General features: G+C 45.8%; 28 protein-coding genes. 9 read left to right on the top strand and 19 right to left on the bottom strand.

Annotated elements, in window-relative coordinates; genetic code table 11:
* Positions 1-176: 176 nt before the first annotated feature.
* From SHD_RS07335 to proC, 7 genes are all read right to left on the bottom strand, one after another.
* Complete coding sequence (locus SHD_RS07335; protein WP_023266522.1) at positions 177-2,024, bottom strand: DUF885 domain-containing protein; 1,848 nt, start codon at positions 2,022-2,024, stop codon at positions 177-179.
* Positions 2,025-2,176: 152 nt separating this feature from the next.
* Positions 2,177-3,334: a radical SAM family heme chaperone HemW gene (gene hemW / locus SHD_RS07330; protein WP_023266521.1), complete on the bottom strand. Its 1,158-nt coding sequence runs from the start codon at positions 3,332-3,334 to the stop codon at positions 2,177-2,179.
* Positions 3,334-3,951, bottom strand: a complete 618-nt coding sequence (gene rdgB / locus SHD_RS07325; protein WP_011625625.1) for an RdgB/HAM1 family non-canonical purine NTP pyrophosphatase — start codon at positions 3,949-3,951, stop codon at positions 3,334-3,336. Before rdgB ends, hemW begins: the two co-directional genes overlap by 1 nt.
* A gap of 156 nt (positions 3,952-4,107) precedes the next feature.
* Entirely contained in the window at positions 4,108-4,542 is a 435-nt protein-coding gene (locus SHD_RS07320) for a DUF4426 domain-containing protein (RefSeq protein WP_039977795.1), read from the bottom strand.
* Positions 4,543-4,610: 68 nt separating this feature from the next.
* Entirely contained in the window at positions 4,611-4,901 is a 291-nt protein-coding gene (gene yggU, locus SHD_RS07315; protein ID WP_011621978.1) for a DUF167 family protein YggU, read from the bottom strand.
* Positions 4,901-5,449 carry a YggT family protein gene (locus tag SHD_RS07310; protein WP_023266519.1) on the bottom strand — a complete coding sequence of 183 codons (549 nt, stop codon included), beginning with the start codon at positions 5,447-5,449 and terminating at the stop codon, positions 4,901-4,903. Before SHD_RS07310 ends, yggU begins: the two co-directional genes overlap by 1 nt.
* A gap of 85 nt (positions 5,450-5,534) precedes the next feature.
* Positions 5,535-6,353 carry a pyrroline-5-carboxylate reductase gene (gene proC, locus SHD_RS07305; RefSeq protein WP_023266518.1) on the bottom strand — a complete coding sequence of 273 codons (819 nt, stop codon included), beginning with the start codon at positions 6,351-6,353 and terminating at the stop codon, positions 5,535-5,537.
* 96 nt (positions 6,354-6,449) lie between these two features.
* Here proC and SHD_RS22365 point away from each other — a divergent pair, with 96 nt between their 5' ends.
* Complete coding sequence (locus SHD_RS22365) at positions 6,450-6,581, top strand: hypothetical protein (protein WP_023266517.1); 132 nt, start codon at positions 6,450-6,452, stop codon at positions 6,579-6,581.
* Here the strand turns inward: SHD_RS22365 and SHD_RS07300 are convergent.
* Positions 6,578-7,294, bottom strand: coding sequence for a YggS family pyridoxal phosphate-dependent enzyme (locus SHD_RS07300; RefSeq protein WP_023266516.1), 717 nt, complete (start codon positions 7,292-7,294; stop codon positions 6,578-6,580). The two genes, SHD_RS22365 and SHD_RS07300, sit on opposite strands and share 4 nt — an antisense overlap.
* A gap of 35 nt (positions 7,295-7,329) precedes the next feature.
* Here SHD_RS07300 and SHD_RS07295 point away from each other — a divergent pair, with 35 nt between their 5' ends.
* The 4 genes from SHD_RS07295 to hemH all read left to right on the top strand — a co-directional run bounded on the left by SHD_RS07295 (position 7,330) and on the right by hemH (position 11,252).
* Complete coding sequence (locus SHD_RS07295) at positions 7,330-8,367, top strand: type IV pilus twitching motility protein PilT (RefSeq protein ID WP_023266515.1); 1,038 nt, start codon at positions 7,330-7,332, stop codon at positions 8,365-8,367.
* A gap of 9 nt (positions 8,368-8,376) precedes the next feature.
* The gene (locus tag SHD_RS07290; RefSeq protein WP_039977794.1) at positions 8,377-9,489 is read left to right on the top strand and encodes a PilT/PilU family type 4a pilus ATPase; all 1,113 of its coding nucleotides are present in this window, start codon (positions 8,377-8,379) and stop codon (positions 9,487-9,489) included.
* A 98-nt stretch (positions 9,490-9,587) separates the two neighbouring features.
* Positions 9,588-10,199 (top strand): glutathione peroxidase, encoded by a 612-nt coding sequence (locus SHD_RS07285; protein WP_023266513.1) that lies wholly within the window; start codon positions 9,588-9,590, stop codon positions 10,197-10,199.
* Between the two features lie 69 nt (positions 10,200-10,268).
* Positions 10,269-11,252 carry a ferrochelatase gene (hemH, locus tag SHD_RS07280; RefSeq protein ID WP_023266512.1) on the top strand — a complete coding sequence of 328 codons (984 nt, stop codon included), beginning with the start codon at positions 10,269-10,271 and terminating at the stop codon, positions 11,250-11,252.
* A gap of 62 nt (positions 11,253-11,314) precedes the next feature.
* On the opposite strand, the gene ruvX is transcribed toward hemH, so the two are convergent.
* The 4 genes from ruvX to SHD_RS07260 form a co-directional block, all read right to left on the bottom strand.
* A complete protein-coding gene (ruvX, locus tag SHD_RS07275) occupies positions 11,315-11,740 on the bottom strand; it encodes a Holliday junction resolvase RuvX (RefSeq protein WP_011621986.1) in 426 nt (141 codons plus the stop codon).
* 28 nt (positions 11,741-11,768) lie between these two features.
* The gene (locus SHD_RS07270; RefSeq protein WP_011621987.1) at positions 11,769-12,332 is read right to left on the bottom strand and encodes a YqgE/AlgH family protein; all 564 of its coding nucleotides are present in this window, start codon (positions 12,330-12,332) and stop codon (positions 11,769-11,771) included.
* A gap of 68 nt (positions 12,333-12,400) precedes the next feature.
* Entirely contained in the window at positions 12,401-12,730 is a 330-nt protein-coding gene (gene yciH / locus SHD_RS07265; RefSeq protein WP_023266511.1) for a stress response translation initiation inhibitor YciH, read from the bottom strand.
* 149 nt (positions 12,731-12,879) lie between these two features.
* Positions 12,880-13,194: a hypothetical protein gene (locus tag SHD_RS07260; protein WP_023266510.1), complete on the bottom strand. Its 315-nt coding sequence runs from the start codon at positions 13,192-13,194 to the stop codon at positions 12,880-12,882.
* 179 nt (positions 13,195-13,373) lie between these two features.
* Here SHD_RS07260 and SHD_RS07255 point away from each other — a divergent pair, with 179 nt between their 5' ends.
* Both SHD_RS07255 and SHD_RS07250 read left to right on the top strand, forming a co-directional pair.
* Positions 13,374-13,934: a DUF4136 domain-containing protein gene (locus tag SHD_RS07255; RefSeq protein ID WP_023266509.1), complete on the top strand. Its 561-nt coding sequence runs from the start codon at positions 13,374-13,376 to the stop codon at positions 13,932-13,934.
* Positions 13,935-14,287: 353 nt separating this feature from the next.
* Entirely contained in the window at positions 14,288-14,929 is a 642-nt protein-coding gene (locus SHD_RS07250) for a trimeric intracellular cation channel family protein (RefSeq protein ID WP_023266508.1), read from the top strand.
* A 35-nt stretch (positions 14,930-14,964) separates the two neighbouring features.
* On the opposite strand, the gene tpx is transcribed toward SHD_RS07250, so the two are convergent.
* From tpx to SHD_RS07235, 3 genes are all read right to left on the bottom strand, one after another.
* Entirely contained in the window at positions 14,965-15,558 is a 594-nt protein-coding gene (gene tpx / locus SHD_RS07245; protein WP_023266507.1) for a thiol peroxidase, read from the bottom strand.
* Between the two features lie 112 nt (positions 15,559-15,670).
* Complete coding sequence (locus SHD_RS07240) at positions 15,671-16,498, bottom strand: mechanosensitive ion channel family protein (protein ID WP_023266506.1); 828 nt, start codon at positions 16,496-16,498, stop codon at positions 15,671-15,673.
* Positions 16,499-16,529: 31 nt separating this feature from the next.
* Entirely contained in the window at positions 16,530-17,060 is a 531-nt protein-coding gene (locus tag SHD_RS07235) for an OmpA family protein (RefSeq protein WP_023266505.1), read from the bottom strand.
* Positions 17,061-17,408: 348 nt separating this feature from the next.
* Here SHD_RS07235 and ltaE point away from each other — a divergent pair, with 348 nt between their 5' ends.
* Positions 17,409-18,422 (top strand): low-specificity L-threonine aldolase, encoded by a 1,014-nt coding sequence (gene ltaE / locus SHD_RS07230; protein WP_023266504.1) that lies wholly within the window; start codon positions 17,409-17,411, stop codon positions 18,420-18,422.
* A gap of 163 nt (positions 18,423-18,585) precedes the next feature.
* Positions 18,586-20,052, top strand: coding sequence for an HDOD domain-containing protein (locus SHD_RS07225; protein ID WP_023266503.1), 1,467 nt, complete (start codon positions 18,586-18,588; stop codon positions 20,050-20,052).
* A gap of 4 nt (positions 20,053-20,056) precedes the next feature.
* Here the strand turns inward: SHD_RS07225 and SHD_RS07220 are convergent, their stop codons facing one another.
* The 4 genes from SHD_RS07220 to SHD_RS07205 form a co-directional block, all read right to left on the bottom strand.
* Positions 20,057-20,596, bottom strand: a complete 540-nt coding sequence (locus SHD_RS07220) for a nuclear transport factor 2 family protein (RefSeq protein WP_023266502.1) — start codon at positions 20,594-20,596, stop codon at positions 20,057-20,059.
* Between the two features lie 62 nt (positions 20,597-20,658).
* Entirely contained in the window at positions 20,659-21,483 is an 825-nt protein-coding gene (locus tag SHD_RS07215; RefSeq protein ID WP_023266501.1) for a M90 family metallopeptidase, read from the bottom strand.
* A 346-nt stretch (positions 21,484-21,829) separates the two neighbouring features.
* Positions 21,830-23,551, bottom strand: coding sequence for a GGDEF domain-containing protein (locus SHD_RS07210; RefSeq protein ID WP_023266500.1), 1,722 nt, complete (start codon positions 23,549-23,551; stop codon positions 21,830-21,832).
* Positions 23,548-25,038 carry an ABC transporter substrate-binding protein gene (locus SHD_RS07205; protein WP_235056953.1) on the bottom strand — a complete coding sequence of 497 codons (1,491 nt, stop codon included), beginning with the start codon at positions 25,036-25,038 and terminating at the stop codon, positions 23,548-23,550. Before SHD_RS07205 ends, SHD_RS07210 begins: the two co-directional genes overlap by 4 nt.
* Positions 25,039-25,132 lie beyond the last annotated feature (94 nt).

Below are 25,132 nucleotides of genomic sequence, written 5' to 3'. Positions count from 1 at the left end.
TTGCTTAATACATCAAATATAGTGACCCACAGTGAGATAGGGTTTTATGACCAAGCCGGTGATAAATCCAATAAAAAGGCCACTTCAAAAGTGGCTTTTTTATTGGCCGCGGTTTAAGGATGTTATTCGCAACGGTTTTTAAGGGAGGCTAGCGTTAGCCTCCCACGGTTCCAAGCTTAGGCTTTGTTAACACTAGCAATCCATTGATCGACTTGCTCTTCCAGCACATCTAAAGGCAAAGCACCATTTGCCAAGACTAAAGTATGGAAATCCCGGATATCAAACTTATCACCCAGTTGTTTTTCCGCCTTGTGTCTCAGTTCGAGTAACTTAATCATCCCAACTTTATAGGCAGTAGCTTGAGATGGCATAACGATATGACGTTCGACCATTTTCTTCGCATCGGATTTTGCGTTAGGGGTATTATCGACGTAATAAGCTATCCCTTGTTCGCGGGTCCATTTTTTGGCGTGGATCCCGGTATCGACCACTAAACGGCAAGCTCGCCATAACTCCATCGCCAGTCGACCAAAATCGGAGTAAGGGTCAGCATATAAGCCCATCTCCTTCGGGAAAGACTCACTGTAGAGCCCCCAACCTTCGATATAGGCGGTATAGCCACCAAACTTACGGAACTTAGGAATATCCTTTAGCTCCTGCGAGATAGCGATTTGCATATGGTGGCCAGGGATCCCCTCATGGTAAGCCAGTGCTTCCATCTGGTATTTGGGCATGGCTTTCATATCGTAGAGGTTGGCATAGTAGCTACCAGGGCGAGAGCCATCGGGCGCCGGTTGCTCATAGAAAGCTTTACCCGCGGATTTTTCCCTAAAGCCCTCAACCTGTTTGACTATCATGGCCGCCTTAGGTTTGACCTTAAAGACTTCATCCAAGCGTGAGCGCATATTATCGATAAGCTTGGTTGCATCGGCTAAATATGCCGCCTTGCCTTCGGTGGTATTTGGATAATAGAACTGTGGATCATCGCGCATAAAGGCGAAGAACTCTTGCAAGGTGCCGTTAAAATTCACCTTTTTCATAATGGCGCGCATTTCATTATGGATGCGCTCCACTTCGGCAAGACCAAGTTGATGGATTTCATCCGCCGTCATCTGGGTAGTCGTGGTGCGCGCAAGGGCATTGTTATAAAACGCCTCGCCGTCGGGGAGTTTCCAAACCCCATCGCGGGTATCGGCCTTGGCTTCTAAGGTTTTGATATAGGCGATAAGCGTCTTGTATGCAGGCTCAACTTGCGAGACTAGTGCTTTTTCTGCATCGGCAATAAGTTGGGCTTTTTCTGCTTCAGTGATACTGAGTGCGTTCACTTTTTTGCGAAAATCCGCTAACAAGGCACTGTCTTCGCTTTTATCGAAGGGGGCGCCTTTAATGATGTTCTGGCTGTCAGAAATCACGTAACCAAACACAAATTTAGGGGCAATAATGCCTTTATCAGCGCGCACTTCTAGCGCCTGTTGCAGTTGGCTTAGGCGTTTGGGCACGCCATTTAAGCGGCTGATATAGGCCTTAGCATCGCTGACATCGGTGATTTGGTGTTGATTAATCAGGAAGGAGGCGATCATCGAGTGGCCGCCATACATCTGATTAACTGGGTAGTTATGGTAACGCCACTGGTAATCTTTGATATCGTTATTCAGGTTTTGGGTGAGTAATGTCAGGCTTAGGCGAGTTTGTGGGTCAAGCTTACTCGCATCCAGTTGATTCACTTCGGCTAGCTGTTTCTTGGTGCGTGCCAACTCACGGGCATCCGCCTCATCGCCAATGTCGTCCCACTTATCATAGTCCTGCTTTATACCCATATAGGTTTGCGCAATGGGGCTTGCCATGATGTTTTCCATAAAGATGGCTTCAAACAAGGCGTTGGCTTTTTCTGACTCGCTTTGGGCGGCAACACTTGCACTGGCCACATTATGTGAGTCACTTAAGGTCGGCACTGCATAGGAGGGCAGTGCTAGCAAGGCGGAGAGGGTAAATGCGACTAAGCTGATGTTCGTTTTTATTGGCATGATCAGGCTTCCTTAACAATGTTCAGGCAATTCTAAAGAAGCAGGGGAGAAATGTATGAATATAAATGTTAGAAAATGTGTTAGCTATAAAAGATGTCTCATCGAGAAATCTAAGCTAACACATTATTTATATGGGAAATTTAATTAGTGAATCAACAAAATTGCGTCAGTAAATCGTTCACAAACATGTGACCTTTACTGGTTAATTGCCAATGTTCAGCCGATTCGGTCAGTAAACCCCGTTGTTTGGCCTTTTCCATTCCCTCTTTCAACGTATCTCGGTGTAAACCGGTTCTGTCTTCAAACTCTTGCTTAGGGATAGGCGTCATTAAGCGCAGACGATTCATCAAGTATTCGAGGGCGCGATCTTCTTCGGCGACCTCAGTCTGCTCGAAGTGATAGCTATCGGCAGCTAAATAACCCTTAGGGTGCTTAATTTTGACAGTGCGAATAATACGGTTTTCTTCGGGCAAGGTTACTTTGCCATGGGCGCCGCAGCCAATACCTAAATAATCGCCAAACTGCCAATAGTTAAGGTTATGCCTGCATTGATAACCGGGTTTGGCATAGGCCGAGATTTCATACTGCTCATAACCGAGTGCCGCTAACTTTTGTTGCCCTTGTTCGTAGATCTGCCAGAGATCTTCATCGTCGGGCAACTGCGGCGGTTTTGAGTAGAACAGGGTATTAGGCTCAATCGTCAGTTGATACCAAGACAAATGCGGCGGATTGAGCGCCGCAGCTGTATCTATATCCGCCATGGCCTCAGCAAAACTTTGATTCGGAAGTCCGTGCATCAAATCCAAGTTAAAACTTAAATAACCCGCTTGGCTGGCTTTTTGGGCGGCGGTTTGAGCTTCGTTTTGATTGTGGATCCGTCCCAGCAGATTGAGCTTATCCTTAGAGAAACTCTGTACACCAATTGATAATCGGGTGACCCCTGCGGCGCGGTAGGCACTAAAGTCATCGTGCTCTAGGGTGCCAGGGTTGGCCTCCATGGTGATTTCAATATCGTCACTGAAGGGAATGAGCGCATTGGCGCCATCCAATATCCGTTTGATTTGATTGGCATCAAACAGAGATGGCGTTCCACCACCAATAAAAATAGTGTGTAGCTTACGGCCTTGTACTAAGTGCAAATCTTGGCGTAAGTCCGCTAGCAGCGCATCCACATAGGCCTTTTGGGGTAATTCGCCATTTTGCCCATGGGAGTTAAAGTCGCAGTAAGGGCATTTTTGTACACACCAAGGGATATGGATGTACAGGCTCAACGGCGGCAGGGTTAACTGAGGTGACGCATTCACTGACATTATTGGGCGTTCCCGTCGGTAAATACGCCTTTTTCCTGCATGGCAGCAATCAGTTGCACTAAAGCTTTACCACGGTGACTCAAGGCATTTTTTTCGTCACTGCTCATTTGGGCGGCGCTGCAATCATGGTGTTCTGGGATAAAAATCGGATCGTAACCATGGCCGTTATCACCACGTTGCACGAAATCGATTTGGCCTTCCCACGAGGCTTGGCAAATGATGGGAGTTGGGTCCTTCGCATGGCGCATATAGACTAATACGCATTGGAATCTGGCCGTACGTGGCGCAGGATTATCCTTTAATGTGTCTAAGAGTTTTAACACATTATCTTGATCCTTGGCATTTTCCCCTGCATAGCGCGCAGAGTAAATCCCCGGTGCACCTTGGAGTAAATCGACTTCTAATCCCGAGTCATCGGCAATGGCGGCAAGTCCGGTAATTTGCGCCGCATGTCTGGCTTTGATAATGGCGTTTTCGACAAAGGTGGTGCCCGTTTCGGCCACTTCGCTAACATTAAATTGGCTTTGTGGCAGCACTTTTACGCCATAGGCGGCGAGCATTTGATCGAATTCGGCAAGTTTACCTTTATTGCCACTGGCGAGGACGATTTGTTGCATGGAATACCTATTGGATTGGGCGCTCTTGGCTGTATGTCACTGAGTGTGAACATTGAGCGATGTCATTGGACTGTATGCGGCAATGATACCCAAGCTTGGCGGTAAAGGACAGAAAAGGCAGGACGATATTACATCATCCTGCCTATGAGGTTGGAATTATTCGACGTAGAACTTTTGCTTAAACTGAAGATTGGTGTTGAGTTGGTTGCCGTGTTTGATGGCGATGTTGAAATTGATTTCTTGATCGTCGCGGTAAGGCACTTCTGCGATGTAGTAAATAGCCTCACCTTCACGGATTTCTCTAAATTTCAGATCGATACGCGCATCGAGTAGGTTATTGGCCACGCCGGTGATTTCAACGGGCACTGCGGGAGAGCCTGCTTCACTTGTATCTAATACGGCAATGTTAATGATGCCTCTGTAGCTACTACGTTCGATGCCATAGGTTTTCGCAATACTGGGTGTTAAAAAGGTGCTGCCCAGCGCCATGTAATGAATATCGAAATTACCGACAGTTTCTTTTTGCTCGGCATTAGCTGCGCCACACAGGCTTGCGGTTAAGGCGAGCATAATAAGGAGATTACGTAACATGATGTTGTACCTTAGTATGAGGGATTGCTTGATTATATGTATCTGAACCTAGACTTCCAACGCTGTGTTTATTCGAGCAGGGTCGCGATTTCTGCGGGGACGTTTTTGGGGGCACTGATGCGTACCTGTTTATGGCGTCCTAATTCGCCCTTAAGGATGTGAACATCGCTTTTAGGGACTTTAAAGGCCTTGGCTAAATATTTGCTTAAATGAGCATTGGCCTTGCCATCAATCGGCGGGGCGGTTATGGCGACCTTTAACTCATCGCCGTGTAGCCCGACTATCTGATCTCGACTCGCTTTAGGTTGAATATACAAATTAAGCAGCAAGTCGCCTTGCTGCATTATGACTGCGCTCATTAAATCACGGCCCAAAATGGTACGTATTGCGCCAACAGCATGTTGATAAAGTTCATGCCGATAATCACCAACATTACCGACAAATCTAAGCCACCAATGGGCGGAATGATGCGGCGCACTGGGGCCAAAATGGGCTCTGTCAGTTGTCCCATGATCATCACAATTGGGTTATAGCCTTGGTTGAACCAGCTTAAGATGGCGCGAATAATCAGCATCCAAAAGAGTAAAATGCCCGCCTGTTTGATGACAGTGACAAGTGCAAACACAAAGAACAGCACTAAATCAATACCGCCGCCAGCGATAAGGCTTAACAGCAGCACTTTAACCATCACCACTAATAGGGCGAGCACAAAAGAAGAGGTATCGAATCTTCCCATTGAAGGAATTAATCGACGCATAGGTGCGATCAACGGGTGTGTGGCTTTGACCACAAATTGACTGAAGGGATTATAAAAATCGGCACGGGCCAAGGGGAGCCAGATCCGTAATATCACCACCATCAAATACAAATCGAAGAGTGTGCTGATCAAAAAGGTTAATGCATTCATCGAGATTTCTGCCTATATGAGTCCGATTAAAAACGCCCGCGTTAAAAGTTAGCAAGTCACCCAGCAATTGCTGGATCAAGCTGGATCAAAAAGTATTGGCCATTTCTTCTGCACGTTTGATGCAGTTTTCCATTGCATTTTTGACCACACCACGAAGATCCGCCGCTTCGAATGTGGCGATAGCTTGCGCCGTTGTGCCGCCCTTAGAGGTGACATTCTCCCGTAAATTACCCAGCGTAAGCTCAGGATTTTGCTTTGCCATCATAGCAGCACCGAGGGCCGCTTGCTGTACTAAGCTTCTGGCTTTGGCTTCATCCATACCCATTTGCTTGCCTGCATCAATCATAGACTCCATGAGCAGGAAGAAATAGGCAGGTGAGCTACCAGCAAGGGCAATAACTTGATTAATTTCTGACTCGTCATTCACCCACACAATTTCACCACCGCTAGACATCAAGCGCTCGGCAATGGCTTGTTGGGCATCAGAGAGGGGCTGCGGCGCGTAGAGACCTGTCATACCGACACCGATTTGCATTGGCGTGTTTGGCATAGTACGAACCAGCGTGATGGGTTGAGCCAGATATTCGCTATAGCGGCTTGCTTTGATGCCCGCAGCAATGGTAATCACAAGCTTGTTAGACATATCAATGCCTTGCAGTGCTTGGCAGACTTGTTCCATCAACTGCGGTTTAACGGATAATACGATGACATCGGCATCTTGGGCGGCGCTAACATTGTCTTGGGATACACGCACACCAAAGTTGGCGGCGAGGGCATCGAGTTTACCTTGGCTAGGATTGGTGGCTTGCACTAGCGCAGCAGGGTAGCCGCTGCGAATTAAGCCGCTGATAATACTACGGGTCATATTGCCCGCACCGATAAAGCAGATTTTTTGTTGACTCATGTGTACCCCATAATGTCTGGCCTAGGCTGAGTGGATAACATTCAGCATTAATATCATTGAATTAGCGTTATTAGGCCGGATAAAAATTTCTATTTAATGTTCTCTAACAGTATTTGGGCTTTAGTCACTAAAAACAAGGCTAAAGCCGATTTTGCTGGCGCACCTTTGGCTATCTGTATCATTTCCTTTGTCGTTTGTGATGCCGATGCATTAACCCGTACCGCTTAATTGCTGGTGGTCTCTTTTGCACCGTAATCCCGTTCACCAAAGATGGCGCTGCCGATACGCACCATGGTTGAGCCGCACTCAATTGCGACGTCTAAATCATTGCTCATGCCCATGGAGAGAGTATCTACCTCGGGATAATGCTGCTTTAGCGTATCGAATAACTGCTTAAGCTCGCTGAGTTCGCGTGTCTGCTGCGCAATGTCATTGGTGGCACTGGGAATGGCCATTAAGCCCCGCAGTTGTAAATGGGGTAATTGGCTGATGCTATGGGCCAGCGGCAGCATCTGCTCGGCATCGATACCGGATTTTGTATCTTCATCACTGATATTGATTTGAATACAGACATTTAACGGCGTAAGGTGCGCTGGGCGCTGCTCATTGAGGCGCTGGGCAATTTTCTCCCGCGAGAGGGTGTGCATCCAATCGAAATGTTGGGCGACTAAGGCGGTTTTATTGGATTGCAGTGGCCCAATAAAATGCCATTCAATATCAGGGTGCGTGCCCTTTAGCGCCTCAATTTTTGTCACACCTTCTTGAACATAGTTCTCGCCAAAGCAACGCTGGCCCGCATCATAGGCTGCTATAATATCTTCAATCGGTTTAGTCTTACTGACGGCAAGTAAGCGAATACTGTGAGGTAGGCGTGCGCATTTTTGCGCCGCTTGCGCGATCCTGCTCTGGGCGAGGGCGAGTCTGTCTGCTATTGTTGTCATGATGTAATTATCTGGTTGCAAGGATATCCCAAACTATGGAAATCACTGAGTTATTAGCCTTTAGTGTAAAACACAAAGCCTCGGATCTACACCTCTCTGCAGGGATATCTCCCATGATCCGTGTCGACGGTGAAGTGAGAAAAATTAACCTGCCCGCGCTCGATCATCAGGGGGTACACAGCCTTGTGTACGACATTATGAATGATAAACAGCGTAAGGACTTTGAAGAGCATTTAGAAATCGACTTTTCGTTCGAAGTCCCTAATTTAGCGCGTTTCCGTGTGAACGCCTTTAACCAATCCCGCGGTGCGGCGGCGGTATTTCGTACCATTCCTAGTGATATATTGTCACTTGAGCAGCTAGGTGCGCCTGAAATTTTTAAAAAAATCGCCAGTTTTCCCCGTGGCTTAGTGTTAGTCACTGGCCCTACTGGTTCTGGTAAGAGTACCACACTTGCGGCCATGGTGGATTACATCAATGAGAACCGCCACGACCATATCTTAACCATTGAAGATCCTATCGAATTCGTTCACCAGAATAAGCAATGTTTGATTAACCAACGGGAAGTGCATCGTCATACCCACAGCTTTAACGCTGCGCTACGTAGTGCACTGCGTGAAGACCCTGACGTTATCCTCGTCGGTGAGATGCGTGACCTTGAAACCATTCGTCTGGCGATGACGGCGGCCGAAACGGGTCACTTAGTTTTTGGTACCTTGCACACCACCTCGGCGGCTAAGACCATCGACCGTGTGGTTGACGTGTTCCCTGCCGGTGAAAAGGACATGGTGCGTACCATGTTGTCTGAATCATTACAGGCGGTTATTTCGCAAACTCTGATTAAGAAAATCGGTGGTGGCCGTGTGGCAGCTCACGAAATCATGATGGGAACGCCCGCCATCCGTAACCTTATCCGTGAAGATAAAGTGGCGCAGATGTACTCAGCTATTCAAACGGGGATGGCCCATGGCATGCAAACGCTTGAACAGTGCCTGCAAAACTTAGTCAACCGTGGTCTCATCACCCGTGAGGATGCCATGGCGAAGAGCTCAAACAAACAAGCGACCTTTTAAGGATTTATGATGGATGTCCGTCCGTTTTTAAAAGTCATGGTGGAGCGTAAAGCCTCGGACTTGTTTATTACCGCAGGTTTTCCGCCGAGCGCCAAAATCGATGGTGAGTTACGCCCATTAGCCGAGAGTGCCTTCACGCCCGCGCAGTCTTTGGATTTTGTTGAATCCGTGATGACTGAGGCGCAAAAGAAGGAGTTTCACACCACTCGCGAGTGTAACTTTGCTTTTGCAGTGAAGGAGTTAGGTCGTTTTCGCGTGAGTGCATTCTGGCAGCGTGAATCTCCAGGATGCGTGATGCGCCGGATTGAGACCAAAATCCCTGAGGTGGAAGACTTAAAACTGCCACCGATTTTAAAAGATCTGGTGATGAGTAAACGGGGTCTTATCATCATGGTTGGGGGAACGGGAACTGGTAAGTCGACCTCCTTGGCGGCATTAGTGGGTTATCGTAATGCCCATGCCCGTGGTCATATCCTCACCATCGAAGACCCGGTGGAATTTGTGCATGACCATCGCAAAAGTATCATTACCCAACGAGAAGTCGGAATTGATACAGAGTCCTTTGATGCGGCGCTGAAGAGTTCGCTGCGTCAGGCGCCCGATGTGATTTTGATTGGTGAGATCCGTACTCAAGAAACCATGGAGTTTGCGCTTTCTTTCGCCGAAACGGGTCACCTCTGTATGGCGACATTGCACGCGAACAACGCTAACCAAGCGTTAGACCGGATCATGCACTTAGTGCCTGAGAGTAAACACCAGCAGTTGTTATTCGACTTGTCACTCAACCTGCGCGGCATTGTGGCGCAGCAACTGGTGCCTAAGGTTGATGGCACAGGACGACGGGCGGCGATTGAAGTCTTGATCAATACGCCACGTGTCGCGAGTTTGATTGCTAAAAACGAGCTGCATTTGCTTAAAGAAACCATGGCTAAATCGAATGAGCAGGGGATGCAGACCTTCGACCAAGCTTTGCTGCAACTCTATATCGATGGGGAAATCAGCTATGCCGATGCGCTTCACCATGCTGACTCGCCAAACGACTTACGTTTAATGATCAAATTGCAAAATAAAGAGCCCGCCAGTTCAAGCTTTATGGAAGGCGTGACCTTGGATATGGATTAATCCTGTCCGCGGTGATGTTAAAGCAGCTCCCTTGAGCTGCTTTTTTTATCGCTTAAGACAATCGATAACTCGCTGTAGCTTTTATTTTTTTATTCAATATGATCTCTATATTAGCGAGTGACGTAATAGAGAATAACGAGTTTGCCAATCTTGGCGCGCCCAATGAGAAGGACATTATGATGAAGCTCCCCTTAGTTATCTTTGCCAGTCTGTTAAGCACTAGCGCATTTGCGGCAACTTGCCCGAGTTATCTTGATGTTGAAGTGCGTAAATTGCACTCGGATGAGAAAATTAACCTGTGTGAATTGACTCAGGGCAAGCCTGTGTTACTGGTCAATACCGCAAGTAATTGCGGTTATACTCCGCAATTTAAGGCTCTCGAAGCGCTTCATAAAGAATACAAAGACAAAGGCTTAGTGGTGATTGGTTTCCCTTCCGATGACTTTTTCCAAGAAGAAAATGATGAAAAAGACACGGCAAAGGTGTGTTACATCAACTATGGTGTCACCTTCACTATGCTCGCGACATCACCCGTGAGAGGCAGCGATGCTAACAGTGTCTTCAAATACTTAGGAGATAAAGCCGGCTCGCCTAAGTGGAATTTCTACAAGTATGTTGTCAGTGGCGATGGCAATATGGTGCAGCAGTTTAATTCTAAGGTGAAACCCGATAGTGCCGAGCTTAAGCAGGCAATAGAATCAGTGCTTTAATGCCCAATTTATTCATTTTACTTATGTTAAGAGGCTACTTTGGCTAGGTTTTCAGGATTATCAAAAGAGATGGGTCACGCAAAGCGTGGCAAAGTGGGTGTGTTGCTACTTAACCTTGGCACACCCGATGCGCCAACGGCATCGGCGGTGAGGTGTTACCTTGCGGAGTTTTTATCCGACCCTCGGGTGGTCGAAATTCCAAAACTCCTGTGGATGCTGATTTTACATGGCATAGTGCTGCGCGTTCGCCCGGCCAAGTCTGCGGCGCTCTATCAAAAAGTCTGGACTGACGCGGGTTCACCGCTGATGGATATCAGTTTGCGCCAAACCGCTAAATTATCGGAAAAATTAGCAGCCGATGGACATGAAGTCTCAGTGCATTTAGCCATGCGTTATGGCAATCCTTCTGTAGCTAGCACCTTACAAACGATGCATCAACAGGGCATAGATAAGCTTGTCGTACTGCCGCTCTATCCGCAATATGCGGCGCCGACCACGGGCTCGGCTTTTGACGCTATTGCAAGGGAATTAACCCAGTGGCGCTTTCTGCCATCGCTGCATTTTATTCACACTTATCATGATAACCCCGACTTTATTACCGCATTGGTGAACTCGATTCGCGCCGACTTTGAGCAACACGGTAAGCCACAAAAGTTAGTGCTTTCTTACCATGGTATGCCCGAGCGTAATCTGCACTTAGGCGATCCTTACTATTGCTTTTGCATGAAGACGACCCGTCTGGTGGCTGAGCAATTAGGGCTTACAGCGGATGAGTTTGTGATGACATTTCAATCACGGTTTGGTAAGGCTAAATGGTTACAACCTTATACGGATGCCACTATGCATGCGTTGCCGAGTGAAGGTGTACGTGACGTGGCGATTGTGTGCCCAGCGTTTAGTGCCGATTGCTTAGAGACCTTAGAAGAGATTGTCGGTGAAAACGGTCATATCTTTGCTAATGCCGGCGGGGAGAAGTTCCGTTACATTCCTGCGCTGAACGATAATGATGACCATATCAGCATGATGGCTAACTTGGTTAAGCCCCATCTGTAAGCTTTATAACCGTAGAAATAAAAAAGGATAGCTCAGGCTATCCTTTTGTTTTTTACGACTTATCATTCACCGAAATGATTTTCAAAATAGCTTTCGACAATCAATACGGCAGACACGGCATCGACTTGACCTTTGGTGAGGGCTTTAAAGCCACCGAGTTCAAATAACCGAGCTTTTGCATCTGTGGTGGTCAGTCTTTCATCTTGAGTGACAATTTTAACCCCAAACTTAGCGTTCAGGCGGTTGGCAAATTTTCTCGCCCTGTGGGTCATCTCTTGCTCTGTACCATCCATATTGAGCGGTAAACCTACGACGACTAAATCGGGTTGCCACTCTTTAATGAGCTTGCCGATTTCATCCCAATTGGGAATACCATCGACGGCTTTTAGGGATAATAGTGGCGTGGCGCTGGCGGTGATTTGTTGCCCTATGGCGACACCAATACTTTTTGTTCCAAAATCAAAACCTAAAACGGTTTTTGCGTTCATCTATATTCACTCGTCACAATAAAATCGGCTAGGCGTGGCCCGCCTGTGATGACAATTGCCAAGCATCAAAGCCGAGCGCGCGGCTCGCTTGTTGCCATCTATCCTCGTGTTTGACATCGAAGAGCAGGGCTTGATCGGCAGGGATAGTCAGCCATGAGTTATCGGCCAGTTCTTGCTCCAGCTGGTTTTTGCTCCAACCCGCATAACCTAATGCCACGATAAATTTTTCCGGCGAGCGCTCGCTGCCAATCGCCGTTAATACATCCCTTGAGGTGGTGAGCATGAGGCCAGAGCTTAATTCTGTACTGTTGGCCCAATAGGGCTGGGATGTATGCAAGACAAAGCCTCTATCTTGGGACACGGGGCCGCCCATTAAAACCTGCGCGCCTAATGCGAGGTCGGTCGACACTTGCTCAGCGGGCAAATCCATCTGTTCGAGCAATGAGTTCACTTCAATGCCCAATGGTTTATTAATCACGAGCCCCATGGCGCCTTTTTCATCGTGCTCACATAGATAGATGACGGTGCGCTCAAAAAAAGTGTCATCGAGCGACGGCATGGCGATTAAAAAATGGTTCTGCAAACTCTCCATTAAATGCTCCGTTCAGCCCACAGGCGTTGACCAATAGATTAAATCCAGCGGCTTAGGTTGGTGGCGTATCAACCGCCGGCTAATTTGACTTTGTAGTTTTGCTTTTCAAGCAATAGTTTTAGTTGTTCGCGATTATCGGTTTGCACTTCGATCGTGAAATCTTTGACTGTGCCACCACAACCACATTGTTTTTTAAGGGTTTGTGCCAGGGTTTTTAAGCCCGCTTCATCAAGCCCTAGGCCTGAAATGACCGAGACACCTTTACCTTTGCGGCCTTTGCTGTCTCTGTGGATACGCACAATCCCATCGGATGCGGGGATAGCTTTGGCTTCTGGCTCGGCAGTAATGCGGCCTTTATCTGTGCTGTACACTAAGGAAACGTTGGGATCTACTCTCATAAGTCATCTTTTATTTGAATATACGCCGCTTAAGTTTACCAAACTCAACGTCTTTCGGGGAGGTAAAAAAAGGCCACTGACAGAGACTGAAAGTGGCCGAAGGTCAATGCTAGCTCTTTGCAGGGAAGTAGCATGTTTAAAAAGCAGACTTAGAGATGCTGCAATACCATAGCGATTAATGCCAATGCGGTGAGTAGGGCGCAGGGCATGATAAAACGATGCAATTTAGGGAGAGCGATTAAGCAAGCGGTGGCAACAAACCCAAAGGCGGCGACCGTGGTGTAACTCACGCCGTTCGACACAGTCTCAAACACGAGCCAACTCAATACGACTAAAGGTAAAAACAGCAACATCATGGGGAGATGAGGTGTGAGCTTACTGTTATGGGTATCAGCAGAGACTTTTTGTGGTGCGAACCAGAAAATTGCCGATGCCACAATCAATGCGCTAATGAACCAGTACATGTTAGTTATCCCTCTATTGCCTTAAGTGATAATCATTATCATTTAAAGCGATTGCTGAAGTCAAGCTGAATAACACACTGCTTTTTCATCATATTGAGTTGTAGAACCGTCCATTGCTCTGTAAGCTAAATTTATTTTCGGCTTATTTGTGTTCGATAAGAACGACCAAGGAAATCACCATGAAAAATATAATTGTAGGTTTAGCCGTACTGGCACTGAGTGCCTGTAGTTCCCTTAAGTCGGGTTGGGATTTTGATCCTAGCGCCAATTTTACTCAGTACAAGACCTATGCTTGGGTCGCACAAAAGACCGATGCTTCGGGTTATCACCTCGATGGTTTAATGGATCAGCGCGTGCGGGATGCGGTGAACTCACAGCTTTCATCTAAGGGCATGACCTTGGTTGATGCAAAAGATGCCGATGTATTAGTGAACTATCTGACCAAAATCGATAAGAAGATTAATGTAGATACCTTCAATACCAATTTTGGTTATAACCCTTACTATGGCCCAGGTTGGGGCTGGGGCGGTAACATGCAAACCCAGACCACAGTTAGAGAATATGAAGTGGGCACCCTGATCATTGATTTAGTTGATAATAAAACCGCTAAGTTAATTTGGCGCGGCTCAGTGGCAGACACTATCCGTGATAAAAATACCCCTTCGGAAAGAGTGAAGCTTATCAACGAAGCGGTCGGCAGTGTGATGGCGAATTTCCCGCCAAAGCCTGAAAACAAATAATTTACTTTTAGTTTAAAAAAGCGGCCCTTTGGCCGCTTTTTTGTGGTCAAAATTTAGGCTTGATCGACGTTAAGATGAATTTTCTACAAATTTTAAAATTTTAATTGATTATGCTTTATTAAAACTTATCAAAAAATAAGCTTAATTGAATGAGGGGAACAGCCAACTATTAGTTAATGTATTGTTATTGAAGGGCTGCAGTGTAACGCAATATAGAAAAGTAGAAATAGCTAATGCACAAGCACTATCAATAGATTAAATATTCTAATGACAAAATTTAAATAATCTCATTATCCAGTCTGTAGATTATCAGGCAAAATCCGTTCTTTATGCATGGGTAATAAGTAGTTTAAATGCAAGAAGCGCAATTTATCGGATTATTATGGCTGATTGGGATTTTAGCAGAGGCCATGACAGGGGCATTAGCGGCGGGTCGTAAGCAGATGGACCTATTCGGCGTGGTTATCATTGGCTGCGCGACGGCGATTGGTGGTGGCACCCTAAGAGACATGCTGCTCGGAAATTACCCTTTGATTTGGGTCGAGAATGTCCATTACCTGCTCGCGATTGCATTTGCGTCTTTACTAACGGTCGCCATTGCGCCTGTGATGCGTTACCTGTCTAAGTTATTTTTGGCCATTGATGCCTTGGGGTTAGCCGTATTCTCGATTGTTGGCGCCCAAAAAACGCTCATGTTAGGCTTTAGTCCAACGATTGCGGTGGTGATGGGACTCGTTACTGGGGTATTTGGTGGGGTGATCCGCGATATTCTCTGTAACCAAGTGCCTTTGATTTTTAAGAAAGAACTCTACGCGGTGATTTCGCTCTTTACCGCAGGCTTATATATCACGCTCAACGCCTATCAATTGGCAGAGTGGATAAACCTAGTGATCTGTTTAACGCTGGGCTTTAGCTTACGAATGTTAGCACTGCGTTACCATTGGTCTATGCCGACCTTTGACTATCAAGCTAGCGGCGACCAGCACACGCACTAATAAAAATGGGGCATTAAATGCCCCATTTTTTATGTTTATTGCTGTGCTTGAATGGTTTTTAACGCTTCAAGCGCGGCGTCATAATTGGGATGTTCGGTAATATTGGGGACCAGCTCTTGGTACTTAAGCTGACCTTCTGCATCGATAATAAAAATGGCCCGAGCGAGCAAGCCGTAATCTTCAATCAATAAACCGTATTTCTCGCCAAAATCACGCCACACTGAGTCGGAGAGGACTTTGATTTTGTCGACGTTTTCGACCTTACAGAAGCGTTTTTGCGCGAAGGGCAAATCTGTGCTGATGGTCAGCATGACGACATCATCGGAGAAGTGACTGACTTCACTGTTAAATCGCTTTGTTTGCAGAGCACAGACACCTGTATCTAAGCTGGGTACCGCACTGATCAGCACGGTTTTCCCTTTAAAGTCACTCAGGCTGATAGGGGTAAATTGTTCGTCGACAACTTTAAATCGTGGCGCCATTTGCTCAAGCTTGGGTAATTTTCCCTCAAGGGTGACAGTCTTGTCGCCCATCATCACTTGGGGTTTATCATTAGCAATAGCGGTGGGGCTGAGAACCATTAAACTAAAAACACAGCCCGCGGCTAGAAACGAAACATACTTTTGCATTTTATCTCCCGTACTCAGGTATGTTGTGCACATGGGGTTTAAGGTACGACAAAACCCAAGTTATCACCATAAAAAAGGCCGGTAATTACCGGCCTTTCAATATGCTTGCTGCTTATTTGCTCTCTGGCAATTGCTTCACATGAATATCCATTTGTGGGAATGGAATTTCAATGTTCGCTGCATCGAGTGCATTTTTGATTTGTTCTAAAATTTGGAAACGCGCAGTCCAGTAGTCGGCGGTTTTAACCCAAGGACGAACCACAAAGTTGATTGAAGAATTCGCCAATTCAGAAAGACCTACGGTGTAACCTGGTTCTTTCAGTACATATTGGTTGTTATCTAAAATCTCTGTTAATACTTTTTTGGTTTGCGCAATATCCGCAGAATAAGAGACACCAATGACTAAATCGATACGACGATTTTCAGAGGCGGAGTAGTTTGTGATAGTGCCATTCATGATTGAGGAGTTTGGCGCCACAATCACTTTATTATCTGGGGTGCGTAATTTGGTTGAGAAAATGGTGATTTCATCAACAGTACCAGCGATGCCTGCTGCTTCAATATAATCGCCTACGCGGCATGGACGGAATAACACCATTAATACGCCTGATGCAAAGTTAGACAGAGAACCTTGCAGTGCTAAACCAACGGCTAAACCTGCGGCACCGATAACGGCGACTAAAGAGGCGGTTTGTACGCCAATTTGGCCTAAGGTGGCGATAATGGTGAACACAAACACCACTGCCCAAGCTAAGTTAGCCACAAAAGACACCACTGTTGGGTCAATCTTGCGGCTGTTGAGTACCTTACGTACTAACTTTTGTGCTACGCCAGAAAAATATTTACCGACGAAGAAAATAATGAGGGCAAATAAGATTTTTAAGCCATAGGTCATGACCAAATCAGGCGCCTGCTTTAATAAACCTTCGAGGTTTTCCATTAAATTACTCCCTAAAAATACGCTAACAAAACTAGTTATTATTGACGATAAATTGTACTCGTCGATTTAATCTGCGACCTTCGCTGGAATAATTATCCGCAACTGGTTCAGATATACCTTTACCAACAACGGTAAAGCGATTTGGATTGAAGCTGTAGTCTTCAACCAAAATGTGTTTCACATTTTGTGCTCGTCTCAGTGATAACTGATAATTAAACTCTGGCGTACCAACAATATCCGTATGCCCTACTAAAGTTAATCGAGTCTCAGGATTCGCGTCTAAAAAAGCTTTTACTAAGGCTAAAGCTTTCCATTGCGATAAATCTACTTCGGCGATAGCAAACTCAAAATACACAATCGCGGTCTCAATATTATGACAATCAGCGGCTGAATAAGTACTAGGATCATCGACATCACACTGAATATTGCTGGATTTTACTTCGGCTTGGTAAACACAGCCATTGGCCATCACAGTGGTGTTTGCGGGTGTGTTTGGACAGGCGTCTTTAATATCTGGGACACCATCTTGATCTGTATCTTGCCATGCATAAGCGGGCAACATCAGGCTTAAACTCAAGGCTAAACACGTTAATCTAATCCATTGTATTACGGATGTTTTCACCACAAATCACCTTGTATTCTATCTTTGGTAGTTAAAACCACTAAGAGATTTGCATTGGGGTAGCATGAGCATCTTAGTAGGGTATTCTATCTTTTTTATCGGCTTAACGCCAAGTTTTGCGAGTTACTTGCTGCAAATCAATAGGCTTAGCAGCAAAAAATATAGATACTTTGCCAGTTTTATCGGCAGATATATCGGTAAACTATACAAATTTTTCCTTTGAGGCTAGAGTCGCACTTGCGCGATGAATATCCGCGTCGGGGATAGATAGAAGAAGTCGAGGACAAGATGATAGATTTACGCAGTGATACCGTGACCCAGCCTACAGAGGCGATGCGATTAGCCATGTCGAGGGCAGAAGTGGGTGATGATGTTTATGGTGATGATCCGACCGTCAACAGCTTACAAGACATGGCCGCAGAGATGTTTGGTTTCGAGAGTGCGCTGTTTACGGCATCTGGCACTCAGGCCAATTTGCTTGCATTGATGGCCCATTGCGAGCGTGGGGATGAATACCTGTGCGGCCAGCAGGCGCATAACTATAAATTTGAGGGCGGTGGCGCGGCGGTTCTCGGCAGCATTCAACCACAACCGCTGACTAATCAGCAGGATGGCACTATCGCCTTGACCGATATTGAAGCGGCGATAAAACCCGATGATATTCACTTCGCGCGCACGCGCTTATTGAGCCTAGAAAATACTATCGGTGGTAAAGTCTTGCCCCAGAGTTATCTAGCCAATGCGCAGGCGCTGGCATTTCAACGTGGTTTAAAAATTCACTTAGATGGTGCCAGGGTTGCCAATGCCGCCGTGGCACAGGGGATTGGGATTGCTGATATCGCGGGGCATTTTGATTCGGTCTCTATCTGTTTATCCAAGGGATTGTGTGCGCCTGTTGGCTCGCTGCTCCTAGGTGATGAGCGCTTAATTAAAAAGGCCACGCGCTGGCGTAAAATGCTTGGTGGCGGCATGCGCCAGGCGGGGATTTTAGCGGCAGCGGGTAAATTAGCACTCACAGAGCAGGTTGAGCGATTGGTAGAAGACCATGAAAACGCGGCTTATCTTGCTCAGCAACTAAGTCAGTTGAGTGAGTTTGAAATTGATTTAGCCGCTGTTCAAACCAATATGGTGTTTGCAACACTTGCGCCCCATGTCGATGAGAAAGCGCTGGCGAAACGTTGTCGTGAGGCGGGCATACTCATCAGCCCCAGCCGCACGCTACGCTTTGTGACTCACAAAGATGTGTCGCGTCAAGATATTGATAAAGTGCTACAAGTGTTTAAATTGCATCTGCAGGCATAATCGGCTTTGAGCCCAAGTGAAAACTTGGGCTTTTTTATACGTCTTGCCTGCTATATCGCGGATTTTAAAATCAAAAGTCGAATTGTGAGCCAGATGTCAGGCGATTTTTTTAAGCTTATCTATACTAAAAACAATAACTTCATATCATCGAGGTCATGCTGGGTTGAAACCTAACAATAATACTAATAAAGGGGTCGATTATTGGACAAAACGGATCAGTGATTTGGAAATGCCAGCACTCTGTTCTACGGTCCAAACGCTAGAAAAGCTTGCCAAGGATGACGTGTCGTCTCTCGCCTTACTGGGGCGGAGCGTGATGCATGATAATGCCCTCACATCCCGCATTTTACGGGTCGCCAATAGTGCGATTTACCATAAAGGCAATACTCAAATTTCGACGGTAAGTCGAGCCGCTATTGTGCTTGGCTTCGATGCCGTACGTAATATCTGTATCACAGCACAACTCTTATCGAGCCTATTGGAGAGTAAAAATCTCGCACCTACTGTTTATCAGCGTCTCATCAAATTAATGGCGAAGGCATTTCAAGCCGCGATGTTAACTCGGATGATGTTGAGTCATTACGATGATGATATGCAGGAGGAGGCATTTATTGCTTGCTTACTTTTCCACATAGGCGAAAGTGCCTTTTGGAGTATCGGTGGTGAATTTACTGAAACCCTGGATAGACAGCTATCGGAATGTTCTTCTGCTGCAGAAGAGCGCAGCCTTATTCGCGAAACGTTAGGTGCTTCATTTTCGCAATTGACTCAAAGTATTGCCCGTCATTGGGGGCTTGGGGAGTTATTGATCCAAGCTGTCAATTATCCCGATGACCAACGTCCAGAGATCCGCTCGATCTTTCTAGCCGATAAGCTCTGCGAAACTCTTTCAGCAGAGATTATCGATAAAACTGAATTGGATAGTTATATCAATCAAGCAGCCAATTTTACTGGGCTTGATGAGGCGGAATTTACCCTAAGGATGCAGCGCTGTACTAAGGCAACCCATAAACTAGCTGAGGCCTATGGTGCTAAAGTACTGATAGACTTTCTACCCGATCCTAAACGCATCAATAAAATTGAACCCAGCATGCCAGCGATCGATTTACCTGTGTTTGAGGCCAATTTAAATGTGCAATTGGCTAAACTGCGGGAGCTTACCGCCTTTGCGATCAATAAAGCCGATTTTAACCAAATCATGCAAACCGTGCTTGAGGGTATTTTAGAAGGTGTTGGGGTAGACCGTTGTGGTGTCTTGTTGTTATCGCCTAGTCGTAAACAGTTGCAACCTAGGATTATGCTTGGCAAAGATGCCGAAGATATGAAGCGGCAGTTCATCATCGATCTTAGTGATAAAAAAGGGTTATTCCCACAGGCGATGGAGCATAAGGAGTGCCAGTGGGTGGATAATCCCAATGCTAAAAAATGGCTAGAGCAGTGCAAAGAATTAAAAACTCAGCTACCTGAGTCGGGTTTTTTAGTGGCACCGCTATTGGTTGATAGTAAGGTGATAGGTTTTTATTATGCCGATAGAGGTCCATCTCAAAGAAGCTTTACAGAAGTGGATTTTCAAGCTTTTATCCACTTCTCGCAGCTAGCTAATGTGTGTTTTACCGTGTCGTTAAAATAGCAACTTACTGAGCGTTTTTAATTTCAGCGGTAATCTGTTTGGCAATCGCATTGGGGATGGGAAAGCTCAAATGATATTGGGCAATTTTCCATTCCCCATTGGTTTTGATTAGGGTGCCAGTGCCTCGACTCACGCCGTAGCTTGGGCTATTAAGCAGTTCATCGAACAGGATCACATCACCATGTTGCACTAAATGGCGACGAGTTAAGTCGTAGCGCCAACCTTTGGTCGGACGTGAATAGCGTTCAAACTCGGCCATGCCCCAGCGCTCAGTCGCATCGGTTCCAATAAAAATGCCATCCTGTCTGTAGAGGGCAAAATACTTGTCCCAATCAGCACTGCTTGAATATTGATTTAATTTATCCAGCACTTGGGCTGCCGCTTGCTCATCGCTAAGTGTTGTTGCAACTTGTTCGTTGGCAATGGCCGTTTGTGGATGAAAACATAGGGCGCCAAGCATTAACAGGCTGGCGCTGAACAGGGCCAGGTGCTGGCGAGTGCGTGCCAAATTGGAGTTGCGCTCCGTGCGAGTGAAAATTGTCATTGTGGATTCCTTATCGTTATGGTTATTCGGTCTGATGGTTTCTAGAACAGATGCTAATTAGATCAGTGCCAGTTTATCGGATCGAGTTGATAAAAATGGCTCAACTCGCGGTAAAGGGCTGGATGCTCAAGATTAAGTGCTTCTGGCTGTTCAAAAAAGACTTCAGTTACCACGGCAAAAAACTCTGCGGGATTGGTGGCACCATAGTAATTAAACAGGGACGGGCGGCCAAGGGCGGCAGCTTGCACTAACTCATTATAGGCCTGACTAAATACGCTCGACCACGACAGATAATCCTGACGGCGCTGTAAAATCGGTGCGCCATTGGCGTGACCATCCTCCTGATCTAATTGATGGGCAAACTCGTGAATGACCACGTTATTACCATCGTGGGGATTGGCTGCGCCCTCAAGGGTATTCTTCCACGACAATATCACTTGTCCTTGCTCCCAAGACTCTCCTGCTAGCACATTACGTTGCTCGGAGATTAAACCCGCGGGATCTTGGCGATGGCTCTCGACAATAAAGGCATCGGGATAGACCAATATCTGCCTCAGATTAGGGTAAAAATCGGTGTTGCGATTTAGCAGCAGCAAACATGCTTGCGCTGCGATGGTGACGCGAATTTCGTCGGTTATTTGCAAACCGTCGCAGCCAACGAATCGTTTTTCATCCAAAAAGACTTGGATATGGCGTTTGAGTTGCAGCTGAAGATCCGCTGGCAAGGCGTGGAAATAAGGCAATCTTTTCTTCAAAATCTTTCGCCAAGCCTTAGGAAAGGCCCTGGCCATTACGCGTTTACGCTGGAGCGTTTTGCGCCAGCGGCTCGATGCTAACCAAGCGATCGCACTGAGGCCGATTAGGAGAATAGTTAAGGTCGCGAGCATGGGCCCTCAATACGATTTTTGTGTTTAGTATATTAGCTAATGGGGATTCATTAGGTTGAACTCAATCCCTTTGGTTAAAAATAACGCGATGTTGGTTAATCAATAGATGTACTTAGATAAGGTATTGTTTTGATATGTGCTTAGATTTCTTGGCTTGTCAGCTTTGGCGTATTGGATGCCGAAGGGATAAGTTCGCCTGTGTTTGGCAGCTAAAATCTTTGAATGTTCGTTACTTTGTTTATCTCAGTGCACAAGCTTGATTAGATAAAAGGAGGTATAAAATGGCGAACAATGCTCCTGTCCCTAAGCTGCACCTAAAGATCTTCACTCACGCTGGTTGATGTAATTAAGCCTTGTCTAAAACCTCTGTGCGATTTCGCCCTGCCTGTTTGGCGCTATACAGTGCTTCATCCGCAAGGCTGATGAGTTTATTGACATCAAGTGCCTGCGACGGCTGCCAGCAGGCGACTCCAAGACTAATGGTTACAATACCAAAATGTGCAGAATTTTGATGGGGAATACGCAAATCTATGATGGTTTTGCGTAGACGTTCAGCAATTTTGTAAGCGTCTTCAAGATGGCTAGAAGGAAGTAGTAGCATAAACTCTTCACCACCGTAGCGGGCAAGAATATCGGTAGGCCGCTGCAGAATGGATTTAGCGGCATTGACGATTTGCCTTAAACATTGATCCCCTACAACGTGGCCATATTGGTCATTGAACTGTTTAAAGTTATCTAAATCAAACATCACGAGACTTAATGGCATATTGTGATCGTTGGCGTAACTCAATTCCTTCTGTATTTGGGTATCTAAATATCGACGATTATAACAACCAGTTAGACCATCGGTTTCCGCCATCGCTTTGACTTGAGCTGCGTAGGTTTTCAGCGTTTCTAGTGAACTTACCATTTGCTGTAACTCAAGGTTATCCGTAATCGGCATTTGAGTATCAAGCTTTTCATTTGCAATCGCATTCATGGCATCACGGGTAGCGATAACCGGTTTGATGATACCTTTGGCAATAAAATGCCAGCTAGTGAGCCAGATAAAGAAACAATAGAGAATGCCACCACAAAAGATCAAAATCACAAAGGATGTGCTGTCACTCTTCAGATTTGAGCCTGCTAGCTGAATTTCCTCTTCAACATGGTTTACTAACTCTTGGGTGAATTGGGCAATTTCTCGGGCAGCATTCGCTTGGTAACTAAAATGAGCATTGGCGATTTGGGTGCTTTTTAAGGCATTGCGGGACAGTTCAAACAGGTTGTCGTTACCAACCATATTTTGTTTTATTTGAGATAACCAATTGAGGTAAATAGTATTATTTGAACGCATTGTCGGAACAACATCTTCCATTTGGATCAGTAGTCGCATAGCTTCACGTTGGAGCCGATTCAATGCCACTATGCTTGATGTGTTTTTTACTTCATCCAATAAAACAAATAGATGTTCTCCTAGGTGAAGATACTCAGAAAGTGTTTGATGCTCGCTGAGATTTTCAGTTATGCCATTAAGATTTTTTTGTGCAAATAACAGGCTATAACGCTTATGGGTCTGATCCAGCAACATCTGCATTTCATCGGAAAATGCCGATGACATTCCAGTTAAGTTAGTTTGAATATTTTGTGCCTGTATTTTGGCTTGCAATGCGCTATCGGTAAGCTTGTCGAGCAAGGGGAGTTGTTGTTGAAAGTATAGCTGTGTATCAATAGTGCTATTGAGTGCTTGATGCATATTGGGTGTTGTTTCTAAGGTATAGAGTACCTTTGTATCTTTTAGTAGATGTTCCCACTGGATAGTTAACTCCTTGAGTAGGGATTGTCGCTGCTCTTCTGTATCATAGTGATTTAATTCAGTGGTAATTATTTGCAATCTTTCACTATTTTTAGCTAATTGCAGTGCGGTTGTGACTTTTACGACCTCAGTACTAACCAATTGCTCTATCTCAGTTCTTAATTCTTGCGACAATAGAATAGCGATCACGCCATTAAGCAAAGCCATGCCCAGAATAATATAGAAGGCCAGTGTAATTTTATGTTTTAGACTGGTGAGTCGTTTCGGGTTCATTTGTTTTTCTTATCAATTGCAGGGAGTTCACCAAAGGTGTTCTGCAAATATTTAATTTTGGTACTTAGCGTTATAAAAATATCTGTACTATTGGTCTCATGTCGGCTAGCAGCGTAGCAAGCATGGCTTAACTCTGGATAAATCTGCCCCATAGCGGTAGTGGTAAAATGTCCTACTTCCAATACTTTAGTAGACCAAAACAAGTTCGCAACATGACTTGCCTCGAATGCTCCGGCAACCGATCTTTTTGATGCTTGTTTAAATTCAGGTGCTGTTACTACATCCATCCTGCAAGGATTACCGCCGCCGAGCGCGTAGGCATACTGGGCTTCATAGGTTCCCATATATTTGAGCAACCAATAGGCGGCTTGAGGATTTTTACTGTCGTAACTGACTGCAAAGGCGTAGGCGCCGTTATAGGGCGTACCGCCAGGGATTTGAGCCACAGCAAGCCTAGCACCTGGAATATTCGCCTCGACTTTAAAGGAGGCGGACCACAGGTTGTTGTAGGCAAATGGCCAAATTGCTACTTGCCCTGTTGCCATTGCATTCGCCGCTTCATTGAAGGCAAATTTATCGTCCGCAGGCATGGCGTAGGGCATCAGTTTGCGGTAAATCTCTCCAGCTTTAATGGCTTCTTGATTAAATACGGGAACTTCAAAGTGAGTCAGCTGTTTTTGTTGATTATAGATGGGCCACATCCAAGCGCCGCCCAAACTCCAGATAATGCTTGAAAACTCATCGTTAATATGGGGCTTATTGCCTGACATTAAGGCAAGACCATAGAAGTTATGGCTTAGCGGTTTATCAGCGAGAAGTTCACCTGCTTTTCGGGTAAAAAATACCGCTTGATCCTGCAGCTCATCAAAATTAGTTGCGGGTTTAAGTGGATAACCGAAGCGTTGCTGAAAGTGGGTTTGTTCCGTTTTATTTTCAAACAGATCGGCACGGTAGTGGCTGCCCATCACATAGTTATTGTAGGGAATAGCATGTAACTCACCATGATAGGACAAAATATTAAGGAGTGAGGGATAGTAAGGTTCAAGATACTTCTCCATCGCCTTTTCACCATCGGGATCGTAGAGTTTTGCCAATTCTAATAAGGGAACTGTGTAGCCATTGGCCGCCCACTCTTTTGCCCAACCCGCCTCCATAGTGAGCAAATCGTACTTACCTTCGCCTTGCAGCAGCGCTTGGGTCTGTAGTTCGAACATGCCATCAAGTTCAGTGCTGACCACATTGACCTTCACACCCGTCTTCTCAGTGAATTTAGGCAGCATTTCACGGGTTAGATAATCAGTCCAAAAGCCTTTTTCGGCGACCAAAGTGATAGGGGTTTTATTCGATAGCGGGGGAATTTGAGCCAAGGAAAATTCCGCTAAAGCGGGTTTTGTTAGCGTTAATCCAAGTCCAATAAATAGGAGCGATAAAGGTCTTAACAAGAATGACTCCTCAGATACAAAGGTTAACATGCTAATAAATAGCACTAATAAACCTAGCTGTACATTAAGGATAGGCCTGATAAAAAACTATGTCTTAATTATTGTAAGGTTTTTGAGGCAAAAAAACCGGTGACCTAAT

This window comes from Shewanella decolorationis S12 (genome assembly GCF_000485795.1).
Taxonomy (GTDB): domain Bacteria; phylum Pseudomonadota; class Gammaproteobacteria; order Enterobacterales; family Shewanellaceae; genus Shewanella; species Shewanella decolorationis.
The sequence above is the reverse complement of the archived record's forward strand: the minus strand, read 5'-3'. Positions and strand labels throughout refer to the sequence as shown.